Source organism: Variovorax sp. J22R115 (assembly GCF_030317005.1).
In the GTDB taxonomy this organism is placed as follows: domain Bacteria; phylum Pseudomonadota; class Gammaproteobacteria; order Burkholderiales; family Burkholderiaceae_C; genus Variovorax.
This window is the reverse complement of sequence record NZ_JASZYM010000041.1, coordinates 1-22,625: the sequence shown is the minus strand read 5'-3', so window position 1 is coordinate 22,625 and position 22,625 is coordinate 1. Positions and strand designations below refer to the sequence as shown.

Here is a 22,625-nt window from a genome sequence, read left to right as displayed (position 1 = left end):
AACATCGCGATGGCACACCCTGCAGTGGGCATGGCCGCCTGCATTGCCGCATTCCATCCGAAGTGGGACGAGCGCCCGCTCCTGGTCGTGGTGAAGAAGCCCGGCGTCGAGATCACGCGCGAGGAACTGCTGGCCTTCTACGACGGCAAGATCGCCAAGTGGTGGACGCCCGACGACGTGGTCTTCAGTGACACGATCCCGCTCGGCGCGACTGGCAAGATGCTCAAGCACCGTCTGCGCGAGCAGTTCAAGGACCACAAGCTGCCGACGGCCTGATGCCATGACCACCACACTCACGATCGGCGCGGTCCCCGGCCGCGTGCGCTTGCTGTTTCCCGGCGTGCTGGCCTGTGGGGTGGTCGCTGCGGCATCAACCTTCCTGTCGCAGCACTACGGTGCGCCGGTGATGCTGTTCGCGCTACTGCTGGGCATTGCGATGAACTTCCTCTCCGGCGAGGGTGCCTGCAAGCCGGGCATCGAATTCGCGGGTCGGACGCTGCTGCGCATCGGCGTCGCGCTGCTCGGACTGCGGATCACCGTCGGGCAGGTCGTCGAGCTCGGATGGCAGCCGGTGGCGATCGTTGTGGTTTGCGTCGCGGCAACGATCCTGTTGTCGATGCTGGCGGCGCGCCTGATGGGGTTTCAGACCCTGTTCGGCCTTCTCAGCGGCGGGGCCACTGCGATTTGCGGCGCATCTGCGGCGATGGCGCTGGCGGCAGCACTGCCGAACCATCCGCTGAAGGAGCGCGCGACACTGTTCACCGTCGTCGGCGTGTCGGCCTTGTCGACGCTGGCGATGATCGTATATCCGATGATCGCGCAGGCGGCGGGGCTGGACCCGCGTGCGGCCGGGGTATTCCTCGGCGCGACGATTCACGACGTCGCCCAGGTGGTCGGCGCCGGCTACAGCATGTCGCAGCAGACGGGCGACGTGGCCACCCTGGTCAAGTTGATGCGCGTGGCCATGCTGGTGCCCGTAGTCGTATTTGCGGTCATGTTGTCGCGCCGCCAAGCCGGCGATACCGGTGGCAAGCGCCCGCCACTGCTTCCGGGCTTCGTCATCGGCTTCGTGCTCCTGGTGGCGGTGAACAGCACGGGCTGGCTGCCGTCGGTCGTCGTCAAGGGCGGCAGCGATTTCTCGCGATGGTGCCTGGTGGCCGCCATCGCGGGCATCGGCATAAAGACTCAGTTGAAGGATCTGGTCACCGTCGGCCTCAAGCCCGTGATGCTGATGATTGGCGAGACGGTCTTGCTGGTCGTGCTGGCGCTTGCGTTGATGCAGTGGCTGGCCTGAGTCCTACGCGCTGATGCTCGAGGCTAGACGCCCAGTAGACGAGTAGGCCGCGGTGCACCGTAAGCACGCGCACGCGGACAAGCAAGAGCAATTCCGGCCAATGTGGTCCAGGTTATGAAATTCCTCGCAGTCGCCCGTTGCCTTGGTTCGGCGCGACGTAGAGCGCCCGGAAGCCGACCTTTGCGTACCTCCGGTTGTGGGCCGCGAGTACCAGTTCGCGGTCGTGCTTGGTAGCTGACCTTCGCAGAGCGCGCTGCTGTCCAAGGGCGCCTATAGGCGGGTTTGGCAAACAGGCAGTCCCGGGCCAGGAGCCGTCGGTCGCCGTTAGCGCCAGGAGCAGTCACTCGACGGCGCGCTCAACCCGAGGTGGACGATTCAGATGCCACCCCGCGTCGCGCGTCGACGACCATGCTACGGCTGGATATTTTGGTTCATGTGGAACAGGTTGCCCGGGTCGTACTTGCGCTTGATCGACGCCAGCTTGTCGTAGTGCGGTCCGTAATTGTCCTTGACCCGGCCCTGGTCGTCCTCGGCCATGAAGTTGATGTAACCACCTGCTTGCGAGTGGGGCTCCAGGGCTTTGTAGTAGTCCTTTACCCACTTCGTGTTCCTGGCGTTGTCAGCGGGATCCGGCCACATCCCAGCGATCACGGTCGCGAAGCTCGCGTCGCGATGGCCCCATGCGGTCGCGTCCGGCCTCACCCGATGGCAGGCTCCGTTGATCGGGTAGATGTGCATCGTGGAGTTCACCACCGGCACCTGCGGCCCGAACCGGGCGTGGGCCTCGATCGCTCCATCCGTCAACTCGGTCGCGAATGAGGCCTTCCAGTAGTGCTGCAAGCCCGGAGGCAGCAGCGCATCGAAAAGGCCGTTGATCACGTAGTACGGCATCGGCGCGACCATCTCCGCAACGACCGGCGCCGCGCCGCGTATCTTCGCCATTTCCGCGTCCGCCTTGTCCATCGGCCCGGCCCAACACGAGACGATCGCAATGAACGTCTTGCCATGGTCCTCTGCTTTGATGAACGGCAGTGGCGGGGCAATCTGGAACGCTGGGAACAGCCCCATTTCCTCCGGTGCTTTCGCCACATAGTCGCGGTAGAACTGCAACACCTCGCGCACCTTCTCGATCGGAAAGAAGAAGATGCCTGCCGTAATGTCCTTGACCGGGTGCAGCTGGTACTCGAACGAGGTCACCACGCCGAAGTTCCCGCCTCCGCCGCGGATTGCCCAGAAGAGATCCTCGTTCTCCGCGGCACTCGCCACGCGGAACTGTCCGTCCGCCGTTACGAGATCCGCCGAGAGCAGGTTGTCGAGCGATAGCCCGAACCCGCGCGTGAGGTAGCCGATGCCGCCGCCAAGCGTCAGCCCGGCGATGCCGGTCGAGCCGATGATTCCACCGGTCGTCGCCAAGCCGAACGGGTACGTCGCGTGATTGAAGTCGGCCCACAGGGTCCCGCCGCCTGCCCGCGCCGTCTTGCGATTCGGATCGATCCGCACGCCCTTCATCTGCGAGAGGTCGATCACGACGCCCCCTTCGCACGTCCCGAAGCCGGGAACGCTGTGCGACCCGCCGCGCACCGACAGATCGAGGCCGTTCTCGCGCGCATACTCGACGCCGGCCATCACGTCGCCAACGTCGACCGCACGGATCACGACCGAGGGCCGCCGATCGATCATTCCGTTGTAGACCTTGCGCGCCCCTTCGTAGCCGTCGTCGGTGGGAGTGATCACCTGCCCGCGAGCGCGCTCCCGAACACCGTCGATCGTCGGCTTGGCCATCGTTGTCATCGCCGCACCTCCGCTTCTGTTGCAAAACTCGGGCGAACAATATGCGCCCGATGAGAAGCCCAGTCAATGACGCAGGCTCGGGCCGTCGTGGCGCGCAATCTCTGCGAACACCCGCTGCTGCGCGGCGCAAGCCATGCACTACCCGGGCCATCCCGGTGCGCGGGACAGCGCGGCCGCCTGAAAGCAGAACGGCTGACTTGAATGTCGGATTCGATGCGGGGCGAGCAGCCGCTACGGGGCCGCGAACTTGAGTTCGCCGCCGAACCCGGCAGGTACTCGAGGGCCTGGAACCCGTGCGGCAGTCGCTGGAGGCCCAAACTGCAAATTCAAATCGAGGGTGACCAAATGAGCAAGATGCAAGGCAGAGGCACGGCCGAACCAAGCCCACGACTCATGCCGTGTCTTTCCGCCCTCGTCGGCAGGACTATCGCGTTGCGGGGCTGGATTGACGCGAAGAAGGGATTGCGAGGCGGGCCCCGTCCATGCCGTAACCCAGGCTCTCGAAGGGTTCTAGGAAACACAGCGGCACGCCTTGCAGCAGCAGACTGCGCATCATCAGCTTGCCCGGCTCGTCCCAACACCCGGGCCAACACAGACGTGAATGATGTGAGTGGGGCATCATGAGGGACGACGCCCTCGTGGCCTAACGGCGAAAAGTTCCCTCTGCTCAAGTCCGACGCGTCCTAGACTAGAAGACGAAGATCTCGATCATCATGCGACTTCATCACCGCCCGCGTCATCGGACGCATCGACTCTCATCGATGCTGGCCCTGCAGCTTGGCCTCGTCCTCGGCGGCTGCGCCAGCCTGCCGGACCAGGTGAGCAAGACGGGATCCATCACCTTGGCCAACACCGACGACACGCGACTGGCCCGCGATGTGCGCAACGACATGGCGGCCCATCCGGCCAAGTCCGGCATCCATCCGCTGCAGAATGCCGAAGACGCTTTCGCGGCCCGCATCGTGCTGGCGCGGCGTGCGGAGCGCAGCCTCGACCTGCAGTACTACATCTGGCGCCGCGACACCACCGGCGAGCTGATGTTCGAGGCGGTCTGGCAGGCCGCCGAGCGCGGGGTGCGGATACGCCTGCTGCTCGACGATGCCAACACCAGCGGCCTGGACCCGACCCTGGCAGCGCTGAATGCGCATGCGAACATCGAGGTCCGCCTCTTCAACCCGTTCGCCAATCGCGGCTTCAGGGTCGGGGACTTCGCGCTCGATTTCTCGCGCCTCAACCGGCGCATGCACAACAAATCCTTCACCGCCGATAACCAGGTGTCGATCGTCGGCGGACGCAACATCGGCGACGAGTACTTCGGCGCCAATATGGAGATCGGGTTCCAGGACCTGGACGTGCTTGTGGTCGGGCCGGTGGTGCAACAGGTCTCCGACCAATTCGACTTGTTCTGGAACAGCCCATCGGCCTATCCGGCATCGAGCCTGTTGCCCAGGTCGCGGCCCGGCGCCACCGAAATGCTTAGGCAGAGCTGGGAAAAGGTGCACAGCGACCCCCAGGCCCAACGCTACGTGGAGGCGGTACGGCGGACGCCACTGCTGGGCGAACTCGACCAGCATTCGGTGGGTTTTGAATGGACCAGCGCGCGCGTGCTGCACGACGACCCCGCCAAGGTGCTGGAGCCGACCGATCGCAGCGATCTGCAGATGCTGCCCCAGTTGCTCGCCCAGATGGGCCAGCCGAAGCTCGAGGTGGACCTCGTGTCACCCTACTTCGTGCCTGGCCGCAGGGGCACCGACGACCTGGTGAAGCTGGCACAGAGCGGTGTCAAGGTCAGGGTGCTGACCAATTCTCTCGCCGCGACCGACGTTGCGCCGGTCCACGCCGGCTATGCTAAGTACCGGAAAGAACTTCTTGAGGGTGGCGTCACGATCTACGAACTGAAGCCAGGTATTGGTGTGGCTGGTCCCGACAGGGATGCCGATTGGGACATCGACGCTGCGCGCAGGGGCCCGCCGGGCAGCGGCGGCAGCCAGGGGAGTTCGGCCGCGAGCCTGCACGCGAAGACCTTTGCCGTGGACCGCGAACGCATCTTCGTCGGTTCATTCAACCTCGATCCGCGCTCCTCGCGCCTCAACACCGAAATGGGCGTCGTCATTGACAGTCCGGTGCTGGCGGGCCAGCTCCACCAGATGTTTGAAACCCGCACCCCGCAAGATGCCTACCATGTGCAACTGACGCCGGACGGCAACGGCATGGAATGGGTCGAATCCGGCCCGCATGGGGCGACGCGGCACACTTTCGAGCCAGGCGCCAGTCCCTTGAAACTCCTGTACCTCGACTTGCTCGAAGCGTTGCCGATCGAATGGATGCTCTAGATTCGTTGACCAGATTGAGTCTGCATTGAGTCAAGCAGCACAGTCAGTCCAGAAAGCGCACTCGGCCCGACTCGAGTTCGTAGAACGCGCCGATCAGCTTCCATGCGGAGGCACTTGGTATCAGCCACAGGAATCCCAGTTCTTTGTGGTGAATCCACCTATTAGCCCGCCCCGGTTTTCGTTAGGTCCGGTTGACGTTGCGGCTGTAGCCTCAGTGTTTGTCAACTACTCCTCCGCGCCCTTTTCAATCAACGCTGCGCCGGTCAGCCCGAACATCACAACACCCGTTCGCAGCCTCGAGCGGGCCCAGCAGCTTGCAGGGCTGGTCATGACCACATTCCCTAGCCCAGCGAACTGAAGTTCACTGCGGAGTGATACACCCCCTCGTACGACTCATCGAACTCGGGGTCGATTTGCTTTCGGTGTCCAAAGTGACGGTGCGCATCTCCACCAACGGTGCGGGGTCGGTTGGCTGAGTTGTTGATTTCGCGAGCATTGCTGTGCACTTCTTTGCGACGTATCGTCTGCGGCCCCCTGAACGGCGAAGGAGCGCGGCGATGCAAGGCTTGCAGACGTCCTACGAGGCCGAAGCAGCAGTACGCCGCTGGAGGGCGTGGGGCTTCACTGCACGCACCCCATGCCGCGTAGAAAGCATGCTCGTCATTCGCGAACCCGTCTGAGAGACCCCCGGCCTTGTGCATGAGGTCCTCCCGCGGGGAGCCCGTCATGCCAGTAGCAGCCTCACCCGCCGCCAAGTACGATTCCGGTGCTGATGCGCCTTTTCGACAACCGATGACAGCCAGGACGCCGCCCCTCATGAGCACCCGCGAATCCCGCACCATTGCCCGCAGCCGCAAGGCCGCCGCAGGCGCTGCTATCGGCATCGCCTTGTGCGCTGTCGCTGTCGGTTGCACGGGCAGGGACGATCGATATACGCTGTACCGTGACAGCGTGGTAGACCCCACCCGGCGCGTCCACGTCGCGACCTTTGACGCCGCCGACGGCGACGCAAACAACCGCGACAACTGCGAAGCGGCACGGGCGGTGTTTCAGGCCCACCCTGGTATTAGAACAAAGTTCTGGTGCGAGAAAGGGCCCTTCAAGAAAACGGCGACGCGGCGCTAAGGACCGGAGCGCCCAGACCCAGACGAGCGCCGTGCGGGAACGCGGCGGCCAGGTTTGACCCCCTTGCCGACCATCGTGGCGGTTGGCAGTCCGGCGTATCCCCGCTGAGTCCCACCGTGTTAAATCGAGCGCGCACAGGGGAACTGGACCTTATCCGCAGGTCCCTGGTCCAGGCCCAGGTGAAGGAGGCACTACTAGCCGCAAGGCTCTCGCCATTTGATGACGGGGCATGCCGAAAGACTCGAGGCTGGCGGCCGCCACGCGCTAGCCCGTCGTTGGGCACCATTGCGCTCGTGGGCGGTGCCTCGGTCTGCAGGCAGACGATCACCTCGTTGTCCTTGTCGATGTAGCGGCTGGTGCGCGAGGATGCTGGAAGGAATCTGCGACACGTCCAGGATGCCTTTGTCCCGCTCCTCCGTCAGCGGGGGGCTGCAGCGTCTTCCACGAGCCCTTCGTGCGTTCGGTAGCCGGCGCGAAGAAGCGCCGTCGGTGGCGAACTGCACGACCTACTTCGCTCCTGCCCTTTCAGCCAGCGTCCTGACCATCTGCTGCAAGATCGCCATCAATGCGGCGCCGGTCAAGCCGAACATCAGCACGCCGTTGGCTGCCTCGAGCGGGCCCAGCAGCTTCCAGCGCTTGGTCATCACCACATCGCCGTAGCCCAGCGAACTGAAGTTGACTGCGGAGTGGTAGACGGCCTCGTACAACTCGCTGAACTCGCCGAGCAGGATGAACAGCAACCCCCAGATCATGATCTGGAGAAAGTTGCCCAGGATCAGCACGATCATTACGACCAGGAGCGAGCGGATCTGGACGAAGGGTCCCGGAATGAGAGCGTCGCGGTGCGGTCCGGAGTAGTAGCGAATGCTCCAGAACGTGAAGGCCGCCTGCAGCGCCAGGCACAGGAGGATGGTCGGCAGGCCGATCGCCAGATTGGTCAGCATGGTGCGATTCCTCCGCTCAGCCTTGCCTGAAGAACAGCGCATGGGATCTGGCGGTTCGCCAGTGTTCCAGCGCCCAGACCGTCACCCACGCGTAGAGCGCCACGGCGACGAACAGAGCCACGCGCGTGGCCGACGCCTTGAGCACATCTTTGCCGCCGGCACTGTCCTCGATGGCCGGTCCCAGCAGGAGCAGCATCGTCACCAGGGACTGGACCCAGAAAGATGGCGGAAACGCGCCGGGCCGGACCCGGAACAGCCGCGTCCCCACCCACAGCGCGGCCGCGGCCATCCACAGCATCAACATCCACAGGTTGGGTCGAAGCGCAAGGCCGAACCAGAGGCAGCCGGCGATTGCCGCGCCCATCAGCGTGGACCCCACAAGCTCCTGCCCGGCGGAACGGGTGCTGGTGGAGCCGGCCTGCTGGCCCAGCGCCACGGACTTCATGATGGCCGCGACGTAGAAGGAGGGATTGGTCAGCGCGAGCACGAAGACCGGCATGACGACCACGACGGCGCGCAAGGCAATCCAGCTCGCAGACTCGCGTGTCGGAACCTCCGCTGCGGCCCTGTGGCCGGCGCGCACGGGAGGATCGGGGAAGAGCGCGTGCGAAATGCCGCTGACCAGCACGCCGATGCAAAGGCCTACCGCCAGGGTCGCGCCGATCTGCAGGGCCAGGGCCTGTTCCACCACCCCGACCACCGGGATCAGGGCGATCGCCATCACCAGGATCGTCGCCAGCGGATTGGCACTCCGCACGCCCGAATAGAACACCGCGTAGAGCAAGACACCGGTCAGCAGCACGCCGGTCAGCGCGTAGTTTTCGAGGACGGGAACCATCAGCACACCGGCCATCATCAGCACGGCAATGACGAGGGCGAGGACCATGCCCTTGAAGAGCGGAATCGGCGGACCCGGCTTGCACAGGATCAGCACGGCGACCACGCACACTGCGTAGGGCGCCTTCAGCGCCAGGCCGTAGGCGACCAGCACCGCGAGAACGAGACCGATGGCCAGCCGCAGCACGGCCTTGTCGGCCCGGCCCATCCGGCGCTTTTCAATGGACATAGGACAGCACGCTCATCATGTGGATGAAGGCCGTTCCCAGCCAGTTCATCAGTCCATGCTCGCCCGTATAGACCAGCACCTCGGCCTGCCCCCCGACCCGCACGGCGCGCAGCTGCTCACGCTCGGACGGATCGAACTCGATGGCGACCGGAAAGCGCTGCGCCTGCCGCAGCCAGTCGCGGCTGTTGTCGATCGTCGGCAGCGTCCCAGGCTGCGCGGGCTGCCCGCTGGCGACGCCGCTGCCGACGCTGCGCACCCTGCCCTTGAGCACCTTCCCTGGCATCGCGTCGAGCACGATCGCCACCGCGTCGCCGGGCTTGATGTTGCCGAGGTTGTTCTCGGTCATGTCCGCGCTGATCCAGAGGTCGTGAACGGTGACCAGCGTCATGAGCGGCGCGCCGGCCTGCACGAACTGCCCGACGTCGGTGCGCAGGTCAGTCACCAGGCCGCCAGCGGGTGCGCTGACGGCCGTGCGCTGCACGTCCAGCTCGGCCTTTTCGACGGCCGAGCGAGCACTGACCAGTTGGGCGTTCTTGTCGCCACTCTCGCCCGCAGCCTCCAAGGCTCGGATCAGGTCCACCTTGGCGGCCTGCTCCTGGCTGAGCGCCTTGACCCGGGCGGCCTGCGCGCTCTGGACCCGGCGCAGGGAAATCGCGCCAGGGTCTTCCGCAAAGATCTGCTCCAACCGTGTGGCATCCTGCTGCGCGTAGAGAGAGTTGGCTGTTGCCGCCCGCAGCCCGGCCTGGGCGGCATCCACCGAAGCCACCGACGCGTTGACCGAGCGCCGGACCGACTCGTAGTCGGACCGGCTGCGTTGCAGTGCGATCCGGTACTGCGTCGGGTCGACCTCGAAGAGCGGCTGTCCCGGCTGCACCCCGTCGTTGTTCTTGACGTGCACTTTGAGCACCCGGCCCGACACCTCCGCAGCCACCGGCACGACGAAGGCCTGCACCCGGGCCTGCGACGTGTAGGGCGTGAGGCGATCCGACACGAAATACCAGGCCAGGCTGGCGACGATGAGCACCAGCACGACGATCGCGCCGATGCGGGCGCCCTTGCCGGACTCCGGTGGTGGTTCCGCGGGTTGCTGGGTTTCCTCGCTCATGGTCTTGTCCGCTCCGGAGTGGGCAGCGCATCGGCGCCGGGCGGCGGCAGAGGCTCTGCCAGGAGGCCCTTCCAATCGCTGCGCCGACCCAGGGTCTCCTGCGTGGCATCGTCGAGCACGGGCCGGCTGCGGGCCGCCTCCCAGCCGCCACCCATGGCCTTGTAGATGGCGACCAGGCTCTGCGACTGGCTGCCACGGCTGGCGACCAGCTGGTCTTGCTCGGCGAAGAGCGTTCGCTGCGAATCGAGCACGCGCTGGAAGTCGACCAAGCCTTCGTTGTACTGCCTGTCGGCGATTTCCAGCGAACGCTTCGCGGCCGTCACCGCCTCGGCCAGCAGCGTGATCTGCTCCCCGGTCTTGCCAAAGGCGACCGACGCGTCATCGATCTCTCGGGCGGCCCGCAGCACCGTGTCCTGGTACTGCTCATAGAACTGCTGGAACCTCGCGTCCTGCAGCAGCACGGTGTTGGTCAGTCGGCCATGGTCGAACACGTTCCACACGAGCCTGGGTCCGATGACACCACTCAGGATCCGCGGCGACCCGTCGACCGATGTGGCCGAGAGGCCCACGGAGCCCAGCAGCGAAATCGAGGGATAGAGGTCCGCCACGCTCACGCCGATCAGCGCGGACTGCGCGGCCAGCTGCATTTCTGCCGCCCGCACGTCCGGACGGCGTCGCAGCAGTTCGGCCGGCATGTCGACGATGACGTCGAGGCCGGCCTGCGGAATGCGTTCCTTCCCTCGCTCCATCTCGGGCAAGGGGCCGGGCGGGCGGGCCAGCAGAATGCTCAAGGCGTTCTGCGTCTGGCGCAGGGCGATCTCCAGCTGGGGCACGGTCGCGAGCGTGCCCAGGTATTGGGCCCTGGCCTGCTGGACGTCCAGTTCGGACTCGTTGCCGCTCCTGAAATGCAACTCCGTGATCTGCAGGCTTCGCTTTTGCAATCCGGCGTTCTCGCGAGCGATCCGCAGCCGGAGTTCCACCGTACGGATCGAGGTGTAGAAGCCGGCGACCTGGGCCGCCATCAGCACCTGGATGTCGTCGTACTGGGCAATGCTGGCGAGATAGGCAGCGTCCGCCGACTCGATGCTGCGCCTGAACTTGCCCCAGAAGTCGATCTCCCAGCTCACGTTCAGCCCGGCACTGGCAGTCACCGCACTGGTGTCGCGTCCGCTCGAACGCTGCTCGCCCACGCCGAGCACTTCGCCGGTCGCCTGCTGCACCTGTGGATAGCGCGTGCTGTCGGCAATGCCGAGTTGCGCCCGAGCCTCCATGATGCGCATGCCGGCGATTCGCACGCTGGGATTGACGCGCTGCGCCTCGGCCACAAGCAGGTCGAGCACGGGGTCGTTGAAGTTGCGCCACCACTCCTGCATCAGGCCATTGCGCGGACGCCGGGGGTCGGCCGCGATGGTTTCGAGCGAACCGCCGGACCAGCCGGACAGCCAGGGCACGCGAGGCCGTTCGAAATCGGGGCCCACCGTGGTGCACCCCCCGAGCATCGCGGCGACGCAGGCCAAGGCCATCACTCGGACCCTCGATCCCTTCGAAGGCATCGCGCGCATCGGTTCAGGACACGGTCGGCAGTTCGCTTTCGAGCTCGACGACATCCGGATCGGTGTTGACCCAGCGCATGAGGATCTGATAGCCGAGGCTCAGCGCGGTGGCACCCACGAACATGCCCAGGATACCGGCGCCGGCCAGACCGCCCAGCGCACCGATCAGGACAATCGGCATCGGGGCATCCACCCCCCGGCCCAGCAGGAGCGGCTTCAGGACGTTGTCGAGCATGCCGGAGACCACCAGAAGAACGCTGTAGACAACGGCCGGCACCGTCTCGAAATTTCCACTCAGCCAGATGTACGCGATGACTGGAACGGAGACCAGGAGCGCCGGCACCTGCGCAATGCCCAGCACGAGCACGACGATCGCCAGCACGCCTGCGAAGGGAATGCCGGCAATGATCAGCACGATCCCCATGACGATGGCCTGGATGAAGGCCACGCCGACCACGCCCAGGGCCACCGCGCGAATGGTCTGGGTCGACAGGTCGGCGAACTCCACGCCCCGCCGGCTGCCCGCGACGCGTCCGAGGATGGACCTCGCGGCTTCGGAGCCCGACTCCCCGAAGGCCATGATGATGCCCGCGATGATGAAGGAGAACACGAAGAGCAGCACCGACCCCGCCATGCTGGCCACCATCTCCAGCGCCTTGGTGGCCAGTTCCGCGAGCTGTGGCTGCAGCCTCTTGAGCACCGATGGCAAGTCCTTTTCAGCCAACGACCAGGCGCCACTCACCTTCTTCCCGACGACGGGCCACTCCGCCACTCCGGGCGGCGGCGGCGGAATCTTCAAATCGTCGTCGCGGAGAGTGACGATGGTCTCATGAACCGAATCGCCCAACGAGCTCAGCACCACGGCCGTGGGCGCCACGATCAGCGTGATGCCGACCAGCACCAGGAGCGTGGCCGCCAAGCCTTGTTTTCCACCCAGCCTGCGGGCCAGCGCCTGATGGCCCGGGTACATCGTCACCGCCAGGATCAGCGCCCACGCCATCATCGAGATGAAGGGCGAGAAGATTCGGAAACACAGCAAGGTCAGGGCCAGCACCAGCCCGGCCCGGATGAACACATCCATGAGCTTCCTGGACATCCGTGTTTCGCGAACGAGATCAGGCTTGGAGAGAGTTGTCATGGCTCGATCCATCGAAAGTAGACGATGTAGGAATTTTCCTGCGTCGCTTCTTCTTTGACTTGACAACTCTCAACACGGCTGCATTCATCCCTGATCGGGCCTGCGCAGTTCCCGGCGATGTGGCAGGCCGATCCAGAAACGTTGCGCCCGTTCAGGGCACACCGCGTTGATCTATCAACTGGAGACGACTCGTTCTTCGACCCGGAACAGGAAATGGGCGACCATCACGTCCCCATTGGCCATCGCGGTCGCGTGCATCCGGAACCAGCGCTGCTCCTCTTGTGAATGACACGGATAGTCGCACGCGAAAGCCACCCTCCCCTCGTACAGCACTTCTTCGAGACCGCGCAGAACCTTCAGCGCGGATTCGTCGTCGAGCGAACTGCGTCGGCAGACTTCCAAGTAGTTCGCACCTGGGCCAATGGATGCGGCGCCCGGATTCCCATTGCGATCGGCGAACTGTGTCCACGCCCGGTTGACGAATCGAATCGTGCCGTGGCGGTCCACGACCGCCACGATCCCTGCAATGGCGTCGATCACATCCTGCAGCGTCTGATCGGTAGCGCGGCTCAGGAGTCGAGGCAGGGCACGGCCGTCGTCCAGCGCGGCGTACGTCGAACACGCGCTAGAGCGGTCGATTGCTGCGGTTGATCCGGACGGAGAGCCGAGCGCCAATGACGCCCCGGTCAGTGGAATCACGACCTCCAGGACGGTGCCCTGTGCGGGCGTGCCGTCGATATGCATGACCCCGCCGTGAGCCCGAACTCGCTCCTGCATACCCAGGATGCCGAATGACTCGGACTTGCGCCTGTCCGCGGGTTCCATGCCCCGGCCGTTGTCCCTCACGCGAAGCGCGATTGAATTCTCCCCGGCCTTCGCCAGCTGGATGTGCACTTCGCTTGCACGGGAATGCTTGTTCACGTTGTTCAGCGCCTCCTGGGCGACTCGATACAGGCAGATGGCGACCGCCGGGGCATCCAGCAACTCACTGGCCACCTCATCGACAGCGTCGATCTCGCACGCGATGCCGGACTGCTCGCCAAACTTGCTTGCCATCGCCTCAAGCGCCGGCAGCAGGCCGAGGTCTTCCAGCATCGGCGGACGCAGGTCGTTCACGATGCGGCGTGTCGACACAATGGCCCGCTCGGCCAGCCGATCGACGCCCGCGACCAGCGCCGGCAGTCCCGAGGCATGGGCGCCGAAGCGATCGGTGATGACTTGCAAGTCCATGCGGATCGCGGCCAGGGTCTGCTGCAGATCGTCGTGCAGCTCACGCGCAATGCGCTTGCGCTCTTCCTCCTGAACCTGGTCTCGCGAGGCGATGAGTTGTTGCAGCGCGAAATGCGAAGACTCCAAGTCGAGTTGCACTTCCCGGGCCGTCGTCACGTCACGCGCCGTCATGATCGCGCCTGCGACCGTTCCGTCTTCCGAAGGGATGGGCGCGAAGCTGTAGCTCCCCACCCACTCGGTCCCGGTGTCCTTTCGCCGCAGCCGGTACTCGACGTTAGTCCCCGTCTCCCCGCGCAAAGCGCGTGAGAGCGGCCATTCCTCCAGCGGCGCGGGATCGGCCTTCGATATGGCCATCTCCAGAATACCCGGGTAGTCAGCGAGCGATCCGCCGCAGTCGGACTTGTCCGCAAACCGGTGGAAGGACGCGAATGCATCGTTGAACTCGACGAGTCGGCCGTCGACGTCCGCAATGCAGACAGCGTCGCTCATGCTCGAAAGCGCCGCGTGGAGTTTCGACGCACTGGCGCGAAGAGCCTGCTCGGCCAGCTTGCGCTCGCTCATGTCGCGCCGCAGGCGCGGCTTGCTCAAGTCCCGCGCGTCGAGCATCCAGTTGAGCTGCTGCGCGACCGATCTGATTTCGGGCGGGCCTGGGAGTCCGGCGCGAATGATGTCGATGCCGGTTGTCATCTGGGCAGCCGTCCCCCGGAGACGGGAGAACCACTGGGCAATGGCTGAACTCAGGCGCCACGCCAGGCCCAGCGCAAGAAGACACAGTGCCAGGCCGATCCCGATCGCTCGCCGGAGCGCAGCATGGTAGTCCGCGAAGACCTCGGCCTCAGGCAGGCTCGCGGCCACCCGCCAGTCGACATCCGAGAGTGTCAGGAATGCTGTCAGCCGCGGCACGCCATCTCTCCCCTTCGCGGTGAGGAAGCCTTCTCGCTGGCCTTTTGCGGGCTCCGGCTCGCCCGCACCGGGCCGCGCGCCGATAAAGGTCTCGGGGTCTGACGATCGCAGGAGAACGGTCCCGGTCCGATCGAAGACGGTGACGACGGCGTCCTGGGGGATCGAGGTCAGCAACTGCTGGTTCAGTACCAGCAAGTCGACGGTCATCACCAGCAATGCGGTCTGTCTTCCGGCCTCGTCGCGGATGGGATAGCTGAGCGCCATGATCTTGAGGCCGGAGCGGGCGTCGTCGACCAAATTGCCCATCTCGAATCCGGCGATGCGAACGGCGGCCAGCGACCCGGCTGCATCCGCGACCACCGACGGCGACACCGGCGCCCGCCCGTAGCGGCAGATGATCTCTCCCCGGTCGTCGCGCAGCGCGTAGCCGAGAATCGCCGGAGTTAGCCGCACGTACTCGGCGACCAGCGGATCGCAGTGTGCCGGATCGAGCGTCCTGACCAGCGGACGTGCGGACGCGCGCGCGAGAACCGACTCGAACTGGTCCAAGGTGCGCTGGACAGTCGCCGCCGTCCCGGTCGCAAGCATCCGGACCTTTTCGTGTGCCGCATCGCGAGACCGGCGCACGTCGTTTGCGAGAACCCACGCCAGGAGCGCCGCAACGGCAAGCATGACCCCGACCATCGACAGGATGATTCGACTGCGGATCGACAGGCTCTGCCACAACGCCATGGAACTCGGCCTTCACGGAAACCGTTGCAGGCCAAAGGATGCATCAGAACAGCGATTTTTCTTCGAATTCATTGAGAAGACGCATCTCGCGCATCCCCAATCGGGGGGAACATGGCCTGCATATCCATAGAGACAGGTACGAGGTGCAAGTTGAGAGTGCTCATGGTCGACGACTCCGTGGCGATCCGGCAAAGCTTCGGCGCGCTGTTGGCTACTGCGCCGGGAGTCGATGTCGTTGCCTACGCAGACGACGTTGCTTCGGCGATCACATCGATCAGATCGCACCATCCGGACGTGATCGTGCTCGACGCCAGACTGCGCGGGCGTGACCAGGGTATCGACGTCTTGCATTACGTCACGCAGCACCACCCTGGCATCAAGGTGATCGTATTTTCCCAGTTCAACTGGGCCTTCATGCGCAAGCGCCACATGGATGCCGGCGCCCTCGCCTACTTCGACAAGGGGACCGAGTTCCAGCAAGCGCGAGACTGCATTGCGGACCTTTCAAATGCTCAATCCGCGCGGGCGTTCGGGCCCAAGCGCTGAGCCCCGCCCCGTGCAATCAGCCGACTAGCGTCAGCCCGTCCCTGGCCCGCGGCGCGCACGGCGAAGCGCGCAAGTCCGCCTTGGTGGGCGTGCGCGTGCCTTGCGCATAGTGCCGCAATGCGTCCAGATCGAGGATCTCGACCTTGCGCTGCTCCACCTCGATCAGGCCCCCCTCGGCCAGCGCGGCAAACGAACGGCTGATGGTTTCGTGGGCCACGCCGAGGTAACTTCCGATGTCGCGACGGGTCATCTGCAGGCGAAGGCATCGCACGGCCTGCCCGGTTGTCGACATGCGTTGGGCCAGATGCAATAGGAACCTGGCCAGCCGCACTTCTGCTGCGACGGCAGCCATCATGTCGGACAGCCGGATCAGGTCGATCATCGAATGGGTCACCGCACGCATGACGCCACGGTCGAACGCCGGCAGCAATTGCGCGAGAGCGTAGAAGTTGGAGAGCGAGAGGGCAAGCACGCTGGCATCCTCCTGGGCCACCGTCGCCATCAAATGGTGGTCGCCGGACAGGGCGTCGATTCCCAGCAGGTCGCCCCGGCGCGCAAAGGCGTACACCTGTTCGTAGCCGTCCTCGGCGGTGCGAAAAACCTTGAAGGTGCCTGTGCGGACGGTGCAGATGGAAGTGGTCGGCGCCCCTTCCACGAACAGCATTTCGCCTTGCTGGAGTCGCCGGACGGTCGGCTGGACCAGCGGCATAAGCGGGGCATCGCCGACCGGAACGTCGATGAGGTCGAACATCTCGTGGAGGCAGGTCCATTCGCGACGGTCGACGACGGCGGTGCGCATCCTGCCGCTGGCAGGCAAGCGAATCGACGTCTCATGCGGTGCGAGCGTGTTCATGAGAAATCCTCTCCGGGGGAGCGTAGCGAACATGGGCATGCAAGGGCCCGACGGAGATTGCGCCGAAGCCTGCCGCTTGAACATCGGCCCGACGCTCTCTTGCGCCGCGGATTGCTCCTGGAGGGTTAGGACTTTTCCGAACAGCGAAGCGGAGGTATTCCGAATCTCCCGGGCAAGCCGACGCCCTTGCGAAGACGCGCGTTTGGCGTCAAAGTTAGTCCAGGGAGCAAGCACGAGCCGGCCAGCGTTTCGCTTCTGGCCCCCAGGGAGGTGCCTTGACAGCCTCGACCCAGCTCACGCCGGCGCTTCGAATGCTGCTGGTCGACGACCACACGATCGTACGGGAAGGCCTGAAGCGTGTGCTCAATCCGGCCGGCAGCCGCTGGGCCCTGACCGAAGCCGTCACGGGCTATGAGGCGCTTGAGCTTCTTGGTGAACAAGAGTTCGACCTCGCCCTCGTCGACCTGTCGATGCCCGGAATGACCGGACTCGAACTGGTGCGCCGCATCAGAACCGAGTTCCCCGGCGTTCGTGTGCTGGTTCTGAGCATGCATGCGGAAGAGCAATACGCGATGCGGGCCTTCAAGGCGGGTGCCAACGGCTATGTCACCAAGGACATCGCGGCCACCGAACTCGTGAGCGCGGTACGCAGGGTGGCGGCCGGCGGTGCCTATGTCACCGAAAGTCTCGCTGAGCGGGTGGTACTGCAGCTCAACGGCATGTCGGACGCGCCGCGCCACATGCTGCTGACGGACCGTGAGTTTGATGTATTGCGGCGCGTCGCGGCCGGACAGCGGCTCACCGAGATCGGCCATGCGCTTCACCTGTCGGTGAAGACGGTGAGCACGCACAAGACCCGCATCCAGGAAAAGCTGCAGGTGTCGAGCACTGCCGAACTGATTCGATATGCGCTCGAAAACCGGATCGACGATCTGTTCCTTCAGACATAGCTCCCCCGCCGACGATAGCGGCGTCGGCATCGTCGCCGTGGAGCACGACGAGCGCGAACCTCTTCTCGGGCACTGCATGCGTCGCCGCTTCGAGCATCTCTTCCGGAAGCTCGCGCATGCTGGCCATGAAGCGCGAGTAGCGCGAGTCGGCCGACTCCTGTTGACCGGAGTCCTCAACGCGTCCTTGTCGTCGGGGAGGATTTCGCGCACCGTCAACCGTCCGTCGCGCAGCACCACCGTCGCCGGAAGCGCCGGGCCTGCAGGGTGTGCGGTCGAGCACCTCGCGGGTATGCAGCGCAATCATCAACTCCACGCCGCCACCTTTTTGCTCGATGCCATGCTGATGAGCGGCCCGGCGGAAAGATTGGCCGTCAAGTCGAGCTCCATCCGAGCCAGGCGGCATCGCAACACACGCGCTCGCGCGGCGACGCTGCATGTTTGCCGATGCCCCCGGTGAACACGAGCGCATCAATTCCCTGTGCCGCCGCGGCGAGCGAGCTTAGTTTGCGACCGATTCGGTATGCATGGAGGTCGATGGCGAAGCGGGCGCGGCTCGTCATCGCTGGCCAGCAGGGCTCGCCTGTCGCTCAAGATACCAACACGCCCAGCAGGCCGGACTGCTTGTAGATTAGGTCCTCGATCGCACGCATCCATTCGCAGCTTGTCCATCAGGTAGAGGATCGCGCCGGCGGGATCCAAGTTGCCGCAGCGCGTGCCCATCGGCAGCCGGTCGACGGCAGTGAACCCCGTGGTGCTGGCGAAACTCCGTCCGGCGGCCATCGCGCACATGCTGGCGCCATTGCCCAGATGCGCGACGATGGCGCGGCGCGCCGCTGCTTTCAGGTCGAACTGGGCTAGAACGCTCGCGATGTACTCGTAGGACAGACCGTGGATCCGTAACGCCACACGCCGACCGATGAGGATCGGTGCGATCAAGCCCAGCCTCATCGCCTCCCGCATGCCTTCGAGTGAACTTCGGTCACAGGGATGCACCACGGCCGTCGGGGTGGGCGGCAGCGCCTTTCAGGCGTCGATCAGGCGATCGTACTTTTCGTGCCTCTCGCTCCTAGGCATGCCTTCCTGCGTGCTGGGAAGCTCAATAGGGCGGATTCACCACCACGAATTCAGCCCCCTTCGGCTGATACCATTGACTGCCGCATTGCTGGTACACCATGCCGCCGTAGTTGACGGGGACGCAGTTGGCCGGTACAGAGCGCACGACGGAGCCGACCACTGCCGAGGTCACCGCGACAGCGGCCCCGACGGCCATCGCACCCGCTACAGGGTGGTAGTCATTGTCCCACCCGCCACCGCAGCAATTATTGTTGCCGCTGACATTGACGTTGACGTTCCGATTGGCGTTAACGTTGGTGTTGCGATTGGCGTTGACGTTGGCACTGCGATTGCTGTTGACATTGTTCACGCTGGTGCTGCGGACATCATTGGTCCGCACGTCGGCCCTGCTATTGTTGACCTGCGCACCCTGCGCAGCCTGCCTGCCTCCGCCAGACGATGCAGCGCCAGCGCCCGCGCCACCGGCGCGAGCGCCGCCGCCTCCTCCCGCGTTCGCGCGGGCACCACCACCACCTCCGCCCGCGCTTGCGCGAGCGCCTCCACCTCCTCCACCTCCCCTCCCTCCGCCGCCACCGTCCCGCGCCGCCTCGGCCGCCGGGATCAGCGCGAAACTCACGAGAACCAGTAGGCCCGCGGGAACCGCAAGCACCCTGCTGAATGATCGCTTCATGGTCACCGCTCCTCTACCTGGACTTGACCGGGACAATTTCGATGCGGGTCGCACCCTTCGGTGGCCTGAACTTGAACGTCGCTTCGTTGAACGACGGGTCCACATTCCAGTCGATGACACTGATCGATTGCGGGCGCGCGTCGTCACGTCGATTGGTGATCACGAGCTTGCGCGGCAAAGGTTTGCCGCCGGTCGTGATCCAGACCTGCCAATCGAAGTCGCCCTGGCGAAACGCGTAGTGGTCGCAGAGACTGTTTCCGATGATGTCCTGCCCGGCATTCATGGCCGACTCGATCTTGTCGACCGGCGCCGCGGGGGTGCCCCACGTGAACAGATCGGACATCGGGATCTCGACGCCGTACTGCTCCTCGAGCTTCTCGACGAGTACGCTGTTGGGCTCGGAGAACTCAACGGTCGAGTAGTACTTTTGAGCGGGCGCGTACAGCGTGACCGTCTTGCCGTCATAGAGGATTTCGCGCTCGGAGCGAACGCTCCACATGCGGGCGCGCAACCTGTTCGGACGCGCTGCCTCGACCGTAGCCGATGCGGTGTGCATCAGCTTTTGGCCGTCGCTCAGCACTCGTTCGGCCGTCAGCGACGTCGATGTCCGGAAGCGATCCAGCGTCTGCAGGTAGGCGCCCATGTCCTTGAGAGCCTGGATTGACGCCGGGTCGACGGTATTGCCGGCGGGCGGGGCAGCAGGGGCCGGCGCGGTTTGTGCGACGACGGGTGCCGTCAGCACCAGCGCGAGTACGGAGGCTGCGAGTCTTCCGGGGTTCATTTGTACTCCTTGGGGGATGAGCGGCCTGCCCGACGCCGGTCACACGCTGATGCCGCTCGTCAGTCGATCGAAAGCGCCACTGCTTCGGTGTAGGTCGCGTGCACTTGATCGCCGACCTTGATCATCTTCAGTTGATCTGCATCCCGCACTTTCAGGTCGACCTCATATTCCGTCCCGCGCAGCGTGACCATCTTGGTCTTTCGGTTCACGGCGACCACATTCGCAGTGACTTCGACTTGCCTGCCCAACGACCCGCCCGGGCGTTCGCCTTTCGCGGTCCTGCTGCCGGTCACCGGTGAATCGACCCTGCTGCGTATTTCATTGCCGTCCTTCACCAGCGTAAGCGTCAAGGCCTGTGCGTAGCGGACCGTGACCCGGTCGCCGACCTTGACGTGTTCGAGGTTGCGCGCCTCCGGGCCGACGGCCAGCGGAATCAGCTTGCCGTTCGCATCCTTGATGGTCACATGGCGCGTCTGAAGATCGATGGCCTCGACGACGCCAGTGGCCTTGACCAGCTCCTTGATGGTTCCTGTACCGGGCTTGGTCGAAGCGGTGATCTCAGTGCCTGATTGGTCCTTCGAGATGGCGAGAGGCAATAACGTGCCGAGCACCACCGAGGCCGTGAGCGATGTCAGGAGCTTCATGAGAATTCCTTTCTGGATGTGGCGAGCCACGCCGGGATTGTCGGCATCTTTGCGACCGCCACATTGACGTCCGTCAATCCAGGAAATTAGATCCGGGCTGCTGGATCGGTACGTCAAGGAGAGCCCGCGACATAAGAATCAGCGGCTCTCGCAATCGATGCGGATGCTTGAGTAGCTTCCCACCGCCATGGTGCCGGTGTTGTCCGTGTCGGTCATCACGGCTACAGCCAACACTGGGCCCGGTTCGGCGCCATAGGCCTTCTTGTAGTCGTCGGAAAGATTGCGCTGCACCGATTGCCAGCGGCCTAGGTCGCCTGCCCCTGAGGAGACGACAAGCATCTTGACTTGGCTCGTGTGCGCAGAGGAGATCCATGTGCCCACCGGGACGTGATCGGTCCAGTTGTACATCAGCACCGCAAAAGGCATCTCGCGGCGGGCCAGATTCTTCGCTCGACTGAATCTTTTTCGCTCCGCATCGGGCAGGCTGGCAACATCGCCGTCGAAGGCCACCAGCACACGCAGTGGCGCGTCCTCACGGTCCTTGTCGCGGTTGTCAGCGCCAGCAATCAATGCGTCGGCCTTCCAATCCCAGCTGAGGGTCATGGGCGGGCGCAGCGAAGGCTGAAGCCGCGCCACGAAAAGCGAGGCTGATCGGTCTGCGGTGGCGCGCAGCACCGCCGAGCGGTCGCCCTCGTGCACCACCTCGTACACCGTGTCACGCTTCATCTTGGACAGAGGTACATGCGTCCAGGCCGCGCTCTTGTCATCGAATGCGAGATCGCGGGACCGACAAGGCGATCCCGGATCTGGCGCCGCAGCGATGGCCGACACGAAGACCATCGACATGAATGTCACAAGGAAGCGCGGGGATTTGGTCATGAGATCGGCAATCCGTCAGTACTTGATGTCTCGCTTTTCCTGTCGACCGTCTTGCTTCGTGTTGCGCTTGTCCTGCCGGCACGCGGCGTTGCTCTTCTGGTTTTCGGCCCGGCAATCCACCTTGTCCGACCGGGCGTCCTGTTTGCCGGCCTGGTTGGCGCTTCTGCCCTGTTGGCGTTGCTGCGACTGATCGGTGGCCAGGGCAACGCTCGAAAGCATCAGGAGCACGGATGCGGCCAACAAGCCGGTGGTCCGGTTCCAAGGTCCATATCTTTCGACCATTTGAATTCTCCTTTTCTCCTGATTTAGAAAGCGGTCATCTGGGTGCCATAGCGACCTCGAAGAGGAGCAGTAAGACGCCCTTGACGCTGGTTTTGGGGGAAAAACCAGCGGACAGCAATTGTCTTTCCCTCGCAACTCTGCGCATTGACGTTTGTCAGTCAACGTGAGCCTTGGAGTCTTAATTTGACGTCAGTCCGCGGGCGAGCGACGTCTACTACTTGCAATCCGGCGTGCATCGTGCCTCCGCTTCCTTTTCCAGGTGACTTTCTCTGCATAGCCTTGAACTCACTCCACGTTGCTGAAGCGCAACTCGTGCAACCGAGCGCCGTATCAATTGAAACTGAAGGTTATTGCGCTCGCCAATAGACCGACCCACTCACCTTGTCAAGGCTAAGAGGTTTCCATTTTCGACCGTATCGCGCCCTGCAGCTTGCGGCTCGCTACTTGCTCGGGTTCGCTCCCTGTACGGCGGCCTGCCCGCCGGACCAGGGCAGGACTGACGACAGGGGCCGATACATCACATGTTCGGCGCCTACTTCAGTCGCCTACGCCGATTTTCCGGCTTGCCCATCTATCCTTCGGCATATTGGCTTGATCGAAGGTCATATAAACACTGACCCCTCCAACTACTCCGTGAGGAGGCTTTCATGTTCGACCGACGCACCCTTGCAGCTTGCTGCGTGCTTGCTCTTCCGTATGGTGCCTGCCTTGCGCAGACCACTTTCGCAGCGG

General features: G+C 64.3%; 18 protein-coding genes and 2 pseudogenes. 6 read left to right on the top strand and 14 right to left on the bottom strand.

Features of this window, described 5'->3' with window-relative positions; genetic code table 11:
• Nucleotides 1–276, top strand: a pseudogene (locus tag QTI04_RS33770) (long-chain fatty acid--CoA ligase); the annotation flags it as partial.
• Nucleotides 277–280: 4 nt separating this feature from the next.
• Complete coding sequence (locus tag QTI04_RS33765; protein ID WP_286619569.1) at nt 281–1,294, top strand: YeiH family protein; 1,014 nt, start codon at nt 281–283, stop codon at nt 1,292–1,294.
• A gap of 411 nt (nt 1,295–1,705) precedes the next feature.
• Here the strand turns inward: QTI04_RS33765 and QTI04_RS33760 are convergent, their stop codons facing one another.
• Nucleotides 1,706–3,085 carry an FAD-binding oxidoreductase gene (locus QTI04_RS33760; RefSeq protein ID WP_286619568.1) on the bottom strand — a complete coding sequence of 460 codons (1,380 nt, stop codon included), beginning with the start codon at nt 3,083–3,085 and terminating at the stop codon, nt 1,706–1,708.
• Nucleotides 3,086–3,846: 761 nt separating this feature from the next.
• Between QTI04_RS33760 and QTI04_RS33755 the strand changes: the two genes are divergently transcribed.
• Nucleotides 3,847–5,418: a phospholipase D family protein gene (locus QTI04_RS33755; protein WP_286602496.1), complete on the top strand. Its 1,572-nt coding sequence runs from the start codon at nt 3,847–3,849 to the stop codon at nt 5,416–5,418.
• 816 nt (nt 5,419–6,234) lie between these two features.
• Nucleotides 6,235–6,543 carry a hypothetical protein gene (locus QTI04_RS33750; RefSeq protein WP_286602493.1) on the top strand — a complete coding sequence of 103 codons (309 nt, stop codon included), beginning with the start codon at nt 6,235–6,237 and terminating at the stop codon, nt 6,541–6,543.
• A gap of 506 nt (nt 6,544–7,049) precedes the next feature.
• On the opposite strand, the gene QTI04_RS33745 is transcribed toward QTI04_RS33750, so the two are convergent.
• The 6 genes from QTI04_RS33745 to QTI04_RS33720 form a co-directional block, all read right to left on the bottom strand.
• A complete protein-coding gene (locus QTI04_RS33745) occupies nt 7,050–7,487 on the bottom strand; it encodes an ion channel (RefSeq protein ID WP_286602491.1) in 438 nt (145 codons plus the stop codon).
• Between the two features lie 16 nt (nt 7,488–7,503).
• Nucleotides 7,504–8,553, bottom strand: coding sequence for a DUF2955 domain-containing protein (locus QTI04_RS33740; protein ID WP_286619567.1), 1,050 nt, complete (start codon nt 8,551–8,553; stop codon nt 7,504–7,506).
• Nucleotides 8,543–9,658, bottom strand: a complete 1,116-nt coding sequence (locus tag QTI04_RS33735; RefSeq protein ID WP_286602487.1) for an HlyD family secretion protein — start codon at nt 9,656–9,658, stop codon at nt 8,543–8,545. Before QTI04_RS33735 ends, QTI04_RS33740 begins: the two co-directional genes overlap by 11 nt.
• Complete coding sequence (locus QTI04_RS33730) at nt 9,655–11,181, bottom strand: efflux transporter outer membrane subunit (protein ID WP_286619566.1); 1,527 nt, start codon at nt 11,179–11,181, stop codon at nt 9,655–9,657. Before QTI04_RS33730 ends, QTI04_RS33735 begins: the two co-directional genes overlap by 4 nt.
• Before the next feature lie 43 nt (nt 11,182–11,224).
• Complete coding sequence (locus QTI04_RS33725) at nt 11,225–12,349, bottom strand: AI-2E family transporter (RefSeq protein WP_286619565.1); 1,125 nt, start codon at nt 12,347–12,349, stop codon at nt 11,225–11,227.
• 174 nt (nt 12,350–12,523) lie between these two features.
• On the bottom strand, nt 12,524–15,214 hold the full coding sequence (locus QTI04_RS33720; RefSeq protein WP_286619564.1) for a PAS domain-containing protein: 2,691 nt from the start codon (nt 15,212–15,214) through the stop codon (nt 12,524–12,526).
• A gap of 162 nt (nt 15,215–15,376) precedes the next feature.
• On the opposite strand from QTI04_RS33720, the gene QTI04_RS33715 reads away from it, so the two are divergent.
• Nucleotides 15,377–15,760 (top strand): response regulator transcription factor, encoded by a 384-nt coding sequence (locus QTI04_RS33715; protein WP_286602480.1) that lies wholly within the window; start codon nt 15,377–15,379, stop codon nt 15,758–15,760.
• Nucleotides 15,761–15,776: 16 nt separating this feature from the next.
• Here QTI04_RS33715 and QTI04_RS33710 read toward each other — a convergent pair whose 3' ends face one another.
• Nucleotides 15,777–16,613 (bottom strand): Crp/Fnr family transcriptional regulator, encoded by an 837-nt coding sequence (locus QTI04_RS33710; RefSeq protein ID WP_286619563.1) that lies wholly within the window; start codon nt 16,611–16,613, stop codon nt 15,777–15,779.
• Between the two features lie 311 nt (nt 16,614–16,924).
• On the opposite strand from QTI04_RS33710, the gene QTI04_RS33705 reads away from it, so the two are divergent.
• Nucleotides 16,925–17,563 carry a response regulator transcription factor gene (locus tag QTI04_RS33705; RefSeq protein WP_286602477.1) on the top strand — a complete coding sequence of 213 codons (639 nt, stop codon included), beginning with the start codon at nt 16,925–16,927 and terminating at the stop codon, nt 17,561–17,563.
• Between the two features lie 309 nt (nt 17,564–17,872).
• On the opposite strand, the pseudogene QTI04_RS33700 reads toward QTI04_RS33705, so the two are convergent.
• The 6 genes and pseudogenes from QTI04_RS33700 to QTI04_RS33675 all read right to left on the bottom strand — a co-directional run.
• Nucleotides 17,873–18,454, bottom strand: a pseudogene (locus tag QTI04_RS33700) (acetate kinase); the annotation flags it as partial.
• Between the two features lie 205 nt (nt 18,455–18,659).
• Nucleotides 18,660–19,253, bottom strand: a complete 594-nt coding sequence (locus QTI04_RS33695; RefSeq protein ID WP_286619570.1) for a hypothetical protein — start codon at nt 19,251–19,253, stop codon at nt 18,660–18,662.
• A 67-nt stretch (nt 19,254–19,320) separates the two neighbouring features.
• The gene (locus QTI04_RS33690; protein WP_286602476.1) at nt 19,321–20,088 is read right to left on the bottom strand and encodes a DUF2092 domain-containing protein; all 768 of its coding nucleotides are present in this window, start codon (nt 20,086–20,088) and stop codon (nt 19,321–19,323) included.
• Nucleotides 20,089–20,147: 59 nt separating this feature from the next.
• Entirely contained in the window at nt 20,148–20,849 is a 702-nt protein-coding gene (locus tag QTI04_RS33685) for a hypothetical protein (RefSeq protein WP_286619562.1), read from the bottom strand.
• Nucleotides 20,850–20,870: 21 nt separating this feature from the next.
• The gene (locus QTI04_RS33680; RefSeq protein ID WP_286619561.1) at nt 20,871–21,611 is read right to left on the bottom strand and encodes a DUF3047 domain-containing protein; all 741 of its coding nucleotides are present in this window, start codon (nt 21,609–21,611) and stop codon (nt 20,871–20,873) included.
• A gap of 15 nt (nt 21,612–21,626) precedes the next feature.
• Complete coding sequence (locus QTI04_RS33675; RefSeq protein ID WP_286619560.1) at nt 21,627–21,893, bottom strand: hypothetical protein; 267 nt, start codon at nt 21,891–21,893, stop codon at nt 21,627–21,629.
• Nucleotides 21,894–22,625: the final 732 nt, after the last annotated feature.